At 70.2% G+C, this 12,676-nt stretch carries 10 protein-coding genes and 1 pseudogene; 8 read left to right on the top strand and 3 right to left on the bottom strand.

Going from position 1 to position 12,676, the window contains the following annotated elements:
• Positions 1-177 precede the first annotated feature (177 nt).
• The 3 genes from OG444_RS04985 to OG444_RS04975 are packed head-to-tail and all read left to right on the top strand — an operon-like array spanning position 178 to position 2,475.
• Positions 178-1,080, top strand: coding sequence for an SIS domain-containing protein (locus tag OG444_RS04985; protein ID WP_327260950.1), 903 nt, complete (start codon positions 178-180; stop codon positions 1,078-1,080).
• Positions 1,077-1,913: a class II fructose-bisphosphate aldolase gene (locus OG444_RS04980; protein ID WP_327260949.1), complete on the top strand. Its 837-nt coding sequence runs from the start codon at positions 1,077-1,079 to the stop codon at positions 1,911-1,913. Before OG444_RS04985 ends, OG444_RS04980 begins: the two co-directional genes overlap by 4 nt.
• 22 nt (positions 1,914-1,935) lie before the next feature.
• Positions 1,936-2,475 (top strand): hypothetical protein, encoded by a 540-nt coding sequence (locus OG444_RS04975; protein WP_327260948.1) that lies wholly within the window; start codon positions 1,936-1,938, stop codon positions 2,473-2,475.
• 524 nt (positions 2,476-2,999) lie between these two features.
• Here the strand turns inward: OG444_RS04975 and OG444_RS04970 are convergent.
• Entirely contained in the window at positions 3,000-3,551 is a 552-nt protein-coding gene (locus OG444_RS04970) for a DinB family protein (RefSeq protein ID WP_327260947.1), read from the bottom strand.
• Between the two features lie 126 nt (positions 3,552-3,677).
• On the opposite strand from OG444_RS04970, the gene OG444_RS04965 reads away from it, so the two are divergent.
• On the top strand, positions 3,678-4,868 hold the full coding sequence (locus tag OG444_RS04965) for an acyl-CoA dehydrogenase family protein (protein ID WP_327260946.1): 1,191 nt from the start codon (positions 3,678-3,680) through the stop codon (positions 4,866-4,868).
• A 321-nt stretch (positions 4,869-5,189) separates the two neighbouring features.
• Here OG444_RS04965 and OG444_RS04960 read toward each other — a convergent pair whose 3' ends face one another.
• Both OG444_RS04960 and OG444_RS04955 read right to left on the bottom strand, forming a co-directional pair.
• On the bottom strand, positions 5,190-6,131 hold the full coding sequence (locus tag OG444_RS04960; RefSeq protein ID WP_327260945.1) for a hypothetical protein: 942 nt from the start codon (positions 6,129-6,131) through the stop codon (positions 5,190-5,192).
• A 14-nt stretch (positions 6,132-6,145) separates the two neighbouring features.
• Entirely contained in the window at positions 6,146-7,000 is an 855-nt protein-coding gene (locus OG444_RS04955) for a papain-like cysteine protease family protein (protein ID WP_327260944.1), read from the bottom strand.
• A gap of 1,115 nt (positions 7,001-8,115) precedes the next feature.
• On the opposite strand from OG444_RS04955, the pseudogene OG444_RS04950 reads away from it, so the two are divergent.
• The 4 genes and pseudogenes from OG444_RS04950 to OG444_RS04935 all read left to right on the top strand — a co-directional run.
• Positions 8,116-8,361, top strand: a pseudogene (locus OG444_RS04950) (transposase); the annotation flags it as partial.
• Between the two features lie 128 nt (positions 8,362-8,489).
• Positions 8,490-9,023, top strand: coding sequence for an SMI1/KNR4 family protein (locus tag OG444_RS04945; RefSeq protein WP_327260943.1), 534 nt, complete (start codon positions 8,490-8,492; stop codon positions 9,021-9,023).
• 889 nt (positions 9,024-9,912) lie between these two features.
• Entirely contained in the window at positions 9,913-10,188 is a 276-nt protein-coding gene (locus tag OG444_RS04940) for a hypothetical protein (RefSeq protein WP_327260942.1), read from the top strand.
• Between the two features lie 858 nt (positions 10,189-11,046).
• Positions 11,047-12,519: a sialidase family protein gene (locus OG444_RS04935; protein ID WP_327260941.1), complete on the top strand. Its 1,473-nt coding sequence runs from the start codon at positions 11,047-11,049 to the stop codon at positions 12,517-12,519.
• Positions 12,520-12,676: the final 157 nt, after the last annotated feature.

The following is a 12,676-nucleotide window of genomic DNA, read 5'->3' as shown; positions in this document are numbered from 1 at the left end:
TGCGACATTCGTTCCACGGCGTTTCGGCGGCCTCCATCGGCCTACCCGGCGACACTAACTCAGCCGAGCAACCCGGCGATGCTTGAAGTTGCGTGAAACAGGCCTATACCTTGCAGGAAAACGCATCGCATTCACGTCTTCACCATTCAGACCCGTCTGTCGCACGAGGGAGCCTGTATGAGTCACGTCGCGTACGAGTTGGGCACGCAGCCCGCATGCTGGGAGCGGGCCGCCGAACTGGCCCCGGTCCACCGGGCGGTGCTGCCGCAGGCGGGGGAGCGTACCGCGATCGTCGGGTGCGGGACCTCGTACTACATGGCCCAGGCGGCCGCCGTGCTGCGCGAGACGGCCGGCCAGGGCGAGACCGACGCCTTCCCCGCCTCCGAGTTCCCGCGCCACCGCCGCTACGACCGGGTCGTCGCCCTGACCCGCTCCGGCACCACCACCGAGGTGCTGGACCTGCTGGCCGGGCTGCGGGACGCGGGCGTGCCCACGACGGCGGTCGTCGGCGACCCAGCGACCCCGGTGATGACCGCGGCCGACGAGCTCGTCGTCCTGGACTTCGCCGACGAACAGTCCGTCGTGCAGACCCGTTTCGCGACCACCGCCCTCACCCTGCTGCGCGCCCACGTCGGGCTGCACACCCCCTCCGCGGTCGCCGACGCCCGTACCGCCCTCATCGACCCCCTCCCTGCCGAGATCGCCGGCCGCGGGCAGTTCACCTTCCTCGGCCGCGGCTGGAGCGTCGGGCTCGCCAACGAGGCCGCGCTGAAGATGCGCGAGGCCTCGCTGTCCTGGGCCGAGTCCTACCCGGCGATGGAGTACCGGCACGGACCGATCAGCGTCTCCGGGCCCGGTACGGTCACCTGGTCGCTCGACGAGGCCCCCGACGGGCTTGCCGAGCAGGTGCGCGCCACCGGCTCCCAGTGGGTGCCCGGGCGGCTCGATCCGCTCGCCGAACTGGTCCGCGTACACCGCCTCGCCCTGGCCGTCGCCGCCCACCAGCAGCTCGACCCGGATGCGCCGCGCAATCTCACGCGCTCGGTGATCCTCACCACCGGCGAGGAGGCGGTCCGATGAGCCTCGTCCGCGCGGGCGACCTGGTCCTGGAGGCGGCCGCGGCCGGCCGGGCCGTCGCCGCCTTCAACATCATCACCCTGGAGCACGCCGAAGCCGTCGTCGCCGGGGCCGAGGCGGCCGGCCTGCCGGTCATCCTCCAACTGAGCGAGAACGCAGTGAAGTTCCGCGCCGGGCGGCTGCTTCCCATCTCCCGGGCCGCTCTCGCCTGCGCCGAGGCCGCAGGCGTCCCCGTCGGCCTCCACCTCGACCACGTCAAGAGCCCAGAGCTGCTCCGGCAGGCCTGCGACGCGGGATACAGCTCGGTGATGTACGACGCCGCGCAGCTCCCGTACGCCGAGAACCTGGAGGCCACCCGCTCCGCCGCCGACTGGGCGCACGCCAACGGGCTGTGGATCGAGGCCGAGCTGGGGGAGGTCGGCGGGAAGAACGGCGCGGCGCCGCTGGACCCGCACGCGCCCGGCGCCCGTACCGACCCGGACGAGGCCCGGCGGTTCGTCGCGGACTCCGGGGTCGACGCCCTTGCCGTAGCCATCGGCAGCAGCCACGCGATGACCAGCCGGACCGCGGCCCTGGACCACGCGCTCCTGGCCCGGCTGGCCAAGACCGTGGACGTACCGCTCGTCCTGCACGGCTCGTCGGGTCTGCCCGACGCCGAGCTGGCGGCGGCCGTCGCGGGCGGTATCCGCAAGGTCAACATCGGCACCGCGCTCAACGTGGCCATGACCGAAGCCATCCGTGCCCACCTCACCCCGGCGGATCCGCGGCCGTACCTGACGGCCGCCCGGACGGCGATGACGGTGACGGCGACGGCTATGATCGGCGCCCTGAACTGACGTACGGCGGGGGGCGGCGATCATGGACGTGCAGCGGGGTCGTACCGATCGCCGCCGGTTCCTGCTGATCGCCGGCCTCCCGGTGCTGACCGTGGGCGCGGGCCTGACGTACCTGCTGTGGCCGGAGCCGCCGTACCGCCCCGCGGTCCGCACCGACCTCGAGCCGCTGAACCGGCGGCTCGGTCCGTTCCTGGGTGAACTGACCGACGCGCACTGGCTGGGATACGACATCGACGCCGGCGGTGCGGGCGACGACCGGATCCCGAGCCCCGACTCCCGGATCCGGCTGGTCGGTGCAGCCCGCCTGCCGGCCGGTGGCGCGGCCGCGATCACTGCGAAGCCCGACCACGCCTTCGCGCCCGGTGCGCCGTCCGGCCTGCCCGCCCCGCTGAAGAAGTACCTGCCCGCTGACGCGGCCTGGCAGCACAGCCCGGGATTCGACGCGTACGCGAACGGCCAGGGCGGGAAGAGCGAAGCCTCGGACGGGACCCCGTCGGGCCGCTACCTCTTCGACGTGGCCCGCGACCTCGTCCACTTCGACCTCCTGTACCTCTTCACGTGACGATCCCGTGCCACTCGGCCCGGTCCGGGCGGGCGCCCCGGTCCAGGGTCCGGTGCCCTCGGCGAGCGCCAGGGCGTGCTCGCCGAACAGGACGAGGGCGACGAACCAGGTGGTCCGGTCGGGTCCGACGGCCTCGTCGTAGCCGCGGAACTGCGCCACCCCGTCGCGCACCACCTGGCCGGTCCGGCACAGGCCGCGGTCCCCGACCACCACGGCGGCGGGCCGCCCGTCGGAATCCGGCCCGGCCCACCAGGTCAGGGCCCGGCCGGCCTTCTCCGGCAGCCGGGCCCGTACGTCCGCCCGGGAGCAGCTCCCAGTGGGCGTGCCTGGGCGGGATCCCGGCGTCCACGGGGAGGTCGCCCGGCTCGTGGATCTGCGTCACCGCCCGCGTGAACCCGGGGTCCTCGCGGCGCCATGCGTCGATGTCCATGTCCGCACATTGTGCGGCAGGCGGCCGAACTGCGCGGCGATGTCAGCCGAGTTGGCTCCGGGGATGGCGATGAGGAGGGGACCCGGGTCCGGGCTCAGATGCCGATGGCCCCGTCGATCCGCTCGCGCAGGAGGTCGGCGTGCCCGTTGTGGCGTGCGTACTCCTCGACCATGTGGATCAGCACCCAGCGCAGCGACACCTTCCCGCGCCACGCGTCGACGGCCTCGACGTCCAGGTGGGGCGCCTCGGCGACGAAGCGTTCCGCGAAGGCCACTTCACCGCGCCAGGCCTCCCAGGCCGCCTCGACGGCCGCGGGATCGGACACGGCTCCGTCGAAGCCCCCGTCGGGTTCGTCCGCCGAGGAGAACAGCGGCGGCGCGTCCCGGCCCGCCAGGACCTTCCGGAACCAGCGGCGCTCCACATCGGCCAGGTGCCGGACCAGCCCGAGCAGGGACAGGGTGGACGGTTCCACCGACCGCCGCGCCAACTCGGCCCCCAGGCCTGCGCACTTCAGTTCCAGGGTGGCGCGGTGGTCCGCCAGGAAGGCGACCAGCATCCGCCGCTCGTCGCCGGTCGCCGGGCGGCTGAAGCGGCCGTCCCGCTCGGGTTCGACGAAGAATTCCGCTCTGCTGCGTGGGCTCGTCATGGTCGCGAGTATGAACGGCGTCCTCGAACGGCCGGCACCCGGGTCCTTCCGAATTCTTGTAACAGGTTCTACTCTGACCGCCGCCACCACAGCGACCGGCTGGACCGCGAGACTCCCGGAGGGGCCGTGCACCTCGAATACACGCCTGAGCAGCAGCAGTTGCGCACCGAACTGCGCGCCTACTTCGCCGAGCTCGTGCCGCAGGACGTCTACGCCCGCTACGAGGACCCGGCCGCTCAGAAGCGCTTCTACCGGGACACCATCCGCCGGCTCGGCGCCGACGGCTGGCTCGGCGTCGGCTGGCCCAAGGAGTACGGCGGCCGCGGGATGACCCCGATGGACCAGTTCATCTTCTTCGACGAAGCCGCACAGGCCGTCGTACCGCTGCCCCTGATGGCGCTCAACACGGTCGGGCCGACCATCATGCAGTTCGGCACCGACGAGCAGAAGGCGTACTTCCTGCCGAAGATCCTCGCCGGCGAGATCGACTTCGCGATCGGCTACAGCGAGCCCGACGCAGGCACCGACCTCGCCGCGCTCAAGTGCAAGGCGGTCCGCGAGGGCGACGAGGAGAGCGGCACCTACGTCGTCAACGGACAGAAGATCTGGACCACCAACGGCGACACCGCCGACTGGGTCTGGCTCGCCGTACGCACCGACCCGGACGCCCCCGCCCACAAGGGCATCACCATGCTCCTCGTCCCGACCTCGGACCCCGGCTATTCCTGCACCCTCATCAACACCCTCGCCTCGCACGACACCACCGCCAGCTACTACGAGAACATCCGGGTCCCGGCGGACCGCCGCGTCGGACAGGAGAACAAGGGCTGGCGCCTGATCACCAACCAGCTCAACCACGAGCGCGTCACCCTCGCCGCCCACGGCACCATGGCCATCCGGGCCCTCCACGACGTCCAGCGCTGGGCCGCCGCGACGAAACTCGCCGACGGCCGCCGCGTCATCGACCTCCCGTGGGTCCGCGGCCGCCTGGCGCGCACCCACGTCCGTCTCGACGCGATGAAGCTGCTCAACTGGCAGATGGTGGGCGCGGTCCAGGCCGGCACCCTCACCCCGCAGGACGCCTCCGCGGTCAAGGTGTACGGCTCGGAGGCCCGCCGGGACGCGTACGCCTGGCTGATGGAGATAGTCGGCGCGGCCGGCTCCCTCAAGGACGGCTCGGCGGGCGCGGTCCTGCACGGCGAGCTCGAACGCGGCTACCGCAGCGCCGTGATCTTCACCTTCGGCGGGGGCAACAACGAGATCCAGCGCGAGATCATCTCCTGGATCGGCCTCGGCATGCCCCGCGTGCGCCGCTAGGTCGTCTCTTTTGGATCTTGTCGGTCGGCCGGCGTCGTCCGGTGCCGTGCATCGCAAGGCGGAGGAGCGCCGTTGTACTGGACGTACTGCGGTGCTCCGACAACGCGGCGAGGTGCGGTGCCGGGCGACGCGGGCCTGGGGGCACCTCCCAGCGGTAGCTGGGGGAGCAAGATCCGAAAGAGACGACCTGGCTCCCTTGTGACGAGGGTTTTTGGTTGGCACAAAAACCAGGGGCCGGGCCTCCTTCCCGCGCCTGTGCGGATCCGGTGACGGAATTCGCCGGGCTGAGCACGGAGAAGGGGCCCGGCTTATGGAGCCGGATCAGCGGGTGGTGGCAGTTCCCCGGCGGCGCGCGTAGACGACCGCACCGGCGACCGCCGCCACGGCTGCGGCTGCGGCCGCGGTCGCGGAGATCGGCTGCCAGGACGACTCGGGCGCCGGTTCACCGGATGCAGCAGTGACCTGCTCCGGCTGGTCCTCCACGAGGCCGCCGTATCCGCCGGCCAGGCCCTTGCGGTCGTATTCCGAGCCGGGCATCTTGTCGCCGTAGCGGGCGGTGACCAACTTCTGGTAGGCGGCGAGGGTGATTCCGTGCTTTCCGCCGAGGCCGGTGGTCGCTTCCTCGTTGAGCGGCTCGACCATGCCTTCGGCGGTGAGCCGGTACCAGGCGTGGATCTGCGGCTCGGTGAAGGTACGGGCCTGGGGAGTGCCGCGCTCGGCGAAGCCGACCTCGGCGTCCCCGTCCCGGATGCCCGCTAGCTGCCAGCCCTCGGCACCGACGTTCTGAGCGCCGCTTGCCGGCGTAGTGGCGTTCCCTTTGGGTGCGAGCAATACGGCGGCGTGTTTGCCGTCGGAGGCGGTCACCCGCGAGGCCAGGTAGGAGAGCCGGAGTGCGGTCTGCGGGGTCGCCTGGGTCTTGCCGGTCACGAACTCAGGGCTGATCTCGAACATCGGCACCGGGTCCTTGTTCAGATCGAACCCGGGCGGCGCGGCGACCGCGGCGGGTGCGTTCCCAGGGGTGCCGACGGTGCCGCCGTCCGCGGCGGGGGCGGTGCGGGGCTGCCGGGCCGAGACCAGGAAGCGGGAGACGGTGTTGCGGAGTTGGTCACTCCCGAGGGCTTGCTGGGCCGACTGGTAGCCCGCGATGCCGTCGCCTTCCGCAGCCTGTGCGGGAACGATTCCGCACAGGGCTGCGGCGAGCGCAGCCGTGGCGAGGACGGCGGCCCGGAGTGCAGCGTGCCTGGCGTGTCGCATGGTCTGCATGGTCGGTCTGCTCCTCAGCCCTGGATGCCGATGCGGGAGTGGGTCCACTGGAACGAGTTGTTGTTCGTGTAAGTGGAGTGGTTCCACCAGGTGTAGGTCTGGGTGGTCTGCCACGGGTCGCCGACCGCGATCATGTTGGTGGCGCTGTCGTAGCCGTAGATGACGTTCATGTGACCGCCGCCGGTGCGCCAGCCGAACCGGACGGCGAACGGCCGGCCTGCGTCGATCTCGGCGGCGGACTCACCGAACGAGGCGTTGCGGTACAGGCTGCGGCCGCTGTTCCGCAGTCCCAGCCTGGCCAGGCCATTGGCCATGTCCTCCAGCGTCGCGGGCTGGTTGTTGCAGTTCACCCAGGTTCCCTGGGCTGCGAGTTGGCAGAACTGCTCTTGGCTGACGGAGCGGCCCCAGTGCTTGGCGATGGTCACGCCGGAGGCGTCCCAGCACCACTGGGTCCTGACCTGCTTCTGCATGTCGATGCCGAGTGTCTTCGCGGTCGTGGGGATGGGTTTCGGGTTCGGGGTTGAACCGCAGACCGGCAGGGAGGTGGTGTTTTCCTTGATGAAGGCGTCGGCGATGTAGAACGAGCCGGTGAAGATCCACCTCGGGTTGTTCTCCACGGTGTCGCCGGTGGTCCGGCAGGACATCTGGATCTTGGCGCCCACCTTCGAGGACCCCTTCACCTGGGCCGAGAGGGACGGCTTGGCCCGGTGGTTGACGGTCTTGTAGTTGCCCTGCCCGCCGATGACCGTGCCGCTGACCACATCGGCCTGGGCGAGGGCATTGAAGCTGAAGAGCAGACCGCCGGAGAGTGCGGCGGTGATCGCGGCTATCAGCGCTTTCTTGCGGCGGGACGCGCGACGTTTGTGCATCGTGATCCTTGATCTGAAATGCGGAAACGGGTTTGCCGGGCGGCACTCCCATAAGTGACGAATGGTCAGTTGGCCCGGGCCAGTCAGAACCGACCAGGGCGGCGCTCGAAACGGGCGGCGGCCACTCACCGGAGCGGCGGCACAGGGGCGGCGCCGCATTGTCGATGAGGCTGCCGCGACCGGCCGGGCACACATCGGAGACGATGGACCGACGGTGGCGCCTTCGGCGGCGGTCGCGCTCATGCTGCCGGCGAACACTCCCCGACCGGTTTCTTGTGGTTCCGCAGGTGCGGGTGAACTGTCCACCTTGCGTGCACGCCGTCGCGGCAGGGTCGGGAGTGCGCCGTTGCCGTCGCCTTACCACCGCGAGTCGCCGTAACGGCGACCGGGAGCCGGACAACTACAGCCGGGCGACGCCAATTGACCGAGCGTCACATTCAGGCAGATCGATGGCTTTGCCCTGCCGGTGAAGCCGAGATTCAGGCCTTCCGCGACCACGCACAACCGCACCTCTTTCCTTGACTGGATTGGGTGCCGGGAATCCTGCCAGAGAGATTGGGGGACCTGAACGCCCTTGCTCTACGCGCGAAGATGTCGCGAATTCAATCACTGGAAAGGACTGATGTGACAGACCGTCAATCTAGTTATGTTTACGACGGGTTGAGGATCCAACAGCCATTGGTCCAGGCCATTTGACGGTCACCTGAGGCATGGGACTTTACGCAAACTTGATCCACCTCGGTCCTTCATTGGACGCGCTGTCAATTAGTTAAATCGCCCAGCGTGTGCGCTGCGTGACTCTCCATCATTTGATGAAGGAAAATCAACTTCAGGGTTTGCCTGGAATGAGCGCGTCCCTGCCCGCCCGGTCGAGGCAGCCGCCTCTGGACGGGTTCCGGCGGTGTCCGCACCCACGCTCAACCTCTGCCCCATTGAGGAACGCGCCTTACAACGACTGACGCAATGAGGTGGATCGGCTCTGACAGCAGTGCCGTGGCAGGAAGTTGAGCGTTCACCCCGGCGTGGGGAACGTGCCGTGGACCGTGTCGGATGAGCGGTGGGAGCGCCTGGAGCCGCTACGGCCGCAACGTGAGCGGCGCTTCCGGTACCCGGGCCGCAAGCCGCTGCCAGACCGGCAGGTGCTGTCCGGGATCCTGTACGTGCCGGCGATTGCCCGCCGCGGAACGCGGCATGGCACCGGGCTGGGCACCTACCGATGGGTGGTCGAGCGGAGTTTCGCGTGGTTGCACGGCTTCCGACGCCTGAGGATCCGCTGGGAGCGTCGGGCTGACATTCATGAGGCCTTCCTCAGGCTGGCCTGCTGCCTCATCACCTACCGGCGAGTGACATCCTTGCGTTAGCCGTGTGCGCTGCTGAACGGAGCTCAATCACTTCGGACCGCAGCCGGCAGTCGCACCGGCGCCCATGGTTGACCTCTTGGGTGGCCGCCGAAAGCAGCGCGCCACGGGGACGAGGAAGGAACGCCGATATGTCTGCTGCTCTCACCCGCCTGCGTCAGCTACTGCCTCCACCTGTCTCCGGAGGAGACGTGGTGGACTGGGAACGACTCGCCGACGCGGTACAGCTGGAACTCCCCGAGGATTACCGCGAGTTCGTGGAGTCATACGGCGGGGGAGAGATCGACGAGTACCTGTCCGTCAGTACGCCTCCCGTCCCGGGATCGCCGTACGGGGATCTTCTCGAGAGAGTCGATTCCGCACTCTCGGACCGGGACTGCCAGGAGCTGGGCGCTCTCCTTGGAAGGCAAGACTTGCCGCTCCTGTTGCCCTTCGCGGACTCGGCGAGCAGCGATGTCGCCTTCTGGCTACGAACGGGCGCAGCCGACAGCTGGAGGGTGGCCACTTTTCGGAGGCAGGTGCCGTGGGGGGCGAACCGCTGGACGGTCTTCGACGGCGGCATGGCCGACTTCTGCCTGGCCGTCCTGACCGGCGTGGTGGATCCGTTCAGCGAGCGGATCGCGGGATCAGGGCCGCACGATTTCGTGGGCTGGCGCGACTTGTAACCACCGGGCCGACTCGCGCGATCACCCGACCGTACTGCTGTCCTCAGGTGCCGGTGGGGCGACGCACCTCATTGTGTTGGTCGTTGTGAGTCGTCGACTGTGCCCACGGTGGCGTACTGCGCCCGAGTTCTGCTGAGCTGCTGTACGGAAGTGCCGAGAAGAGTGCGTCCCTCCGGTTGGAGACGGGGAGGGGTGGGTGGCATCGATGCAGGTCAGGGCGAGTCCCAGCTGCCGTGGCGATGACGGCGGCGGAGATTCGTCGAATGCGCGTTCGGTTCTCCTTTTGCGGATTGCCTCTGTTGGGGCACTCTTCAGCTTCTCACCCATGTGGGTGGCACGTCATGTCGGGCCATGAGGGTGGCGGTGCTGTTGGGTGAGGGGTCGGTGACGCGACCCGTAGCCCTTGGCACTGAGCAGCTGCTGCCCGTGGTTCACCCACGCTGACCAGCGAAATCGGCCGTCATTGCGGCTCCCTTGGGCGGGGCCGGTCCGGAACTCGTCCGGAAACGGTTCCGCTCTCGGGCCACCGGGGAGGGCGCGTCCCGGTCCGGTGCGGCGGCTTGTGCCGTAGACCGGCATGGGCCGCGCAGTTACTCAAAGCGGCCGCCCCGCCCGGGTGCCCAGGACGGGCGGGAGAGAGGATGCGACGCTGGAGTGAGGGGCCCGCGAGTCGAGGTCCGAGTGTGTCTCATCCGGCCCGCGGCCCTCTCCTCCGGCCTGGCGGCCATGCCCGGTGCGGCTCAACGGGTGCGACGAAGAATCGTGCGGTCGGTCCGGGAGCGCGCCGGCCGGGGCACCGCTCACCGAGCGGCGTCAGGCGGCCCCACCGCGTGGATCCGGCCCGTCGGGACCCGGACCGCGCGACCAACCCGGAAGGCAGGTGCGTCCCATGCGCACGTCGACCCGTATCGCCGGTGCCCTCACCGGCCTGGCCCTCACCCTCGGCGGTGCGGTCCTCGCTGCTCCCTCGGTCCGTGCGGACATCCCCGCCTGCACTCAGATGGCCACACAGGCCGGTGCCACCGACTCCGGCTCCGTTTCAGCGGCCTGCAGCCGTGGCGTGGTCGGAGACCTGCAGAGTTGTGTGAGCGGGCTGACCGAGGCCGGAGTGGCGGGCGGCGCCGCCACCGGTGCCTGCCGCGCGGCGGCCCACGAACCGCGTTAGGGGACCGCGCGGCAGCCGCCCCCCGGCACCGGTGGGAGGCAGGTACGGTCCGTGTCCTCCTCGGCCCCCGGCCTGCCCGGACATAACACGGCGCCGTTGGGCAGTCCTGACGCCAACGACATCGATGTCGCCCCGCTTCCACCGACGCGCACGCGCCGGACCGATGCGGCCGGTCGAGGTCGGTAACGTCGTGCCTCTCCGGGGAAGGCGCCTGAGAGCTCTCCCGCGCCTGCTCCGGCTGCCTGCTGCCTGACGGGATCACGCCGGCGATCACCTGACCGGTCGGCGCACGGCCGGGCAACCAGTCCGGCCGGTGCACCCGGCGCGGTGGGTATGGAGTGACGGCACCCGGTCCACCGTCGGGTGGACACGGCGCTCGCCGCCGCTCCGAACACGGCCTCGGCCTCGGCCATGCGTCATACAGTGACCGACGAGGTCGTTCGCATCTCCCGGCTGTACTGAACACGAGCGTTGTCGACACTCGGCAGGTCTTGAACAGGCGCAGAAGAACGAACAGTCCCGCCGGCCTCGCCCGTCCGAGCCGAGTCCGACCCCGCCGCCTCGCCACCGGCCCGCCGCCCACCGTCCACCGCCTTCTCCGGAGACCTACGAGACGGCGCCGTAACAGCACGACCAAGGAGCCGACCGGCACGGTGCACCCGCCGGTCGGCTCCGCCGTGCTCCCGTACGACCTCGGGGATGACTCCGTCGTTCGGCCCATCAAGGGCACCGGCTCCCACGCCGAAAAGAACCGAGCGGAGTCGCCCCACCCTCGCGTTCCGGTACGCCTCCGCGCCCCGGGCCGCCCCGATGACGGCGGTCCGGTGCCCCAGCCGACAGGCCCGGAGGAATTCCCGCATGCGCGTCCGCCTGCCCCTGACCGCCGTCACCACCGCCGCACTCCTGCTCGTCACGGTCACCGGCGCGACTCCGGCCGCAGCAGAACGCAACCCCGACGGCACACCACTGGTCAAGGTGTCCCACGGCGACCCGTACGCGAACTGCACCATCGGAGCCAGATCCCCCGACAGCGTCGCCTACCCCGCCACCGAGGTCGAGCCGTACCTGTCCGTCGATCCGCGCGACCCCAAGCGCGTGGTCACCGTGTTCCAGCAGGACCGCTGGAACGACGGCGGCGCCCGTGGCCTGGCGGCCAGCTGGACCACGGACGGCCGCACCTTCCACCGGAGCACGCTGCCGTTCAGCCTTTGCGCCCCGGGCGGAGCGGACTTCGAACGGGCCACCGACCCCTGGGTGAGCACCGGACCGGACGGCACCGTCTACGCGAGCGGCGAGGGCGTCGACTTCGTCAAGAGCACGCGCACCGGCCTCCTGGCCGCCACGTCCCGCGACGGCGGCCGCACTTGGCACAACGTCACCACCACGCACGTCGACGAGCAGCCGTTCTTCAACGACAAGCCCTCGCTCACCGCCGACCCGATCCGCAGGGGCACCGCCTACCAGGTCTGGGACCGCCTCGACAACGACCCGCCCGGCCCCGGCTCCCTCGACGGTCCGGGCTACATCTCCGTCACCCGCGACGGCGGCCGCACCTGGAGCGGGGCCCGGCGCTTCGTCGACACCAGCACCGTGCCCAACACCCAGACCATCGGCCATCTGATCGTCGTCGACCGGCACACCGGCACCCTGTACGACTTCTTCGATCAGATCACCCTCTCCGAGGACCTGAGCACCGTCGTCGACGCCCACTACGCGATGGTCACCTCGACCGACGCCGGAGAGACCTGGAGCGCCCCGGTCACCGTGGCCAAGGACACCGCCGTACCGGAGGTCCACCCGAACGACCCCGCCAAGCCGCTGCGCGCCGCGTCCACCCTGCCCAGTCCGGCCGTCGACCCGAAGACGGGCACGCTCTACATGGCCTACGAGGGTGCGGACTTCTCCGGCGGCCGGTTCAACTCCGTCCAGTTGGTGCGCTCCACCGACGGCGGCCGCACCTGGGGCGCCCCGGAGCTGATCAGCCCGGAGGGCGTGCCGGCGTTCTCCCCGTCGGTCGCGGTCGACGAGCGGGGCACGCTCGCGCTCATGTACTACGACCTGCGCTTCCTCAAGCCGGGCGACACCACCACCCTGCCCACCGCCTACCAGCTGGCCACCCTGCCGCACGGGGACCCGAAGCGCCGGACCGAACGACGCATCTCGCGGATCTTCGACTGGCTGCAGGCACCGTTCGCCGGGGGCTACTTCCTCGGCGACTACCAAGGCCTGGTGGCGGACGGCAAGGGAGTACGGGCGGTGCTCACCGAGACCAACTCCGGCGCACCGCAGAACCGTACGGACGTGTACACCGGCACTCTCAGCACCCGCTGACCGACGCGGACGGATCCCCTGGTGATCTTGCTGAACCGGTGCATCAGCCGTCGCTTCCGTCGTTGCGCGCTCGCGATCCGTCGTCCGGGTGGGGGCCGCTCACCGTGGTGCTCTGCGGGGCCTGCCGTCTCGACCCGTCCCGCGCTCCTGGACGCAC

This window comes from Streptomyces sp. NBC_01232 (assembly GCF_035989885.1).
GTDB lineage: Bacteria > Actinomycetota > Actinomycetes > Streptomycetales > Streptomycetaceae > Streptomyces.
This window is presented reverse-complemented; position numbering and strand designations above follow the sequence as displayed.

Excerpts from the sequence above, each read along its gene's own strand:
- OG444_RS04945 (WP_327260943.1), top strand. The coding sequence starts at position 8,490 with ATGTCTGCTGCTCTCACCCGCCTGCGTCAGCTACTGCCTCCACCTGTC.
- OG444_RS04970 (WP_327260947.1), bottom strand. The coding sequence starts at position 3,551 with ATGACGAGCCCACGCAGCAGAGCGGAATTCTTCGTCGAACCCGAGCGG.
- OG444_RS04985 (WP_327260950.1), top strand. The coding sequence starts at position 178 with ATGAGTCACGTCGCGTACGAGTTGGGCACGCAGCCCGCATGCTGGGAG.
- OG444_RS04980 (WP_327260949.1), top strand. The coding sequence starts at position 1,077 with ATGAGCCTCGTCCGCGCGGGCGACCTGGTCCTGGAGGCGGCCGCGGCC.
- OG444_RS04975 (WP_327260948.1), top strand. The coding sequence starts at position 1,936 with ATGGACGTGCAGCGGGGTCGTACCGATCGCCGCCGGTTCCTGCTGATC.
- OG444_RS04955 (WP_327260944.1), bottom strand. The coding sequence starts at position 7,000 with ATGCACAAACGTCGCGCGTCCCGCCGCAAGAAAGCGCTGATAGCCGCG.
- OG444_RS04935 (WP_327260941.1), top strand. The coding sequence starts at position 11,047 with ATGCGCGTCCGCCTGCCCCTGACCGCCGTCACCACCGCCGCACTCCTG.
- OG444_RS04960 (WP_327260945.1), bottom strand. The coding sequence starts at position 6,131 with ATGCAGACCATGCGACACGCCAGGCACGCTGCACTCCGGGCCGCCGTC.
- OG444_RS04940 (WP_327260942.1), top strand. The coding sequence starts at position 9,913 with ATGCGCACGTCGACCCGTATCGCCGGTGCCCTCACCGGCCTGGCCCTC.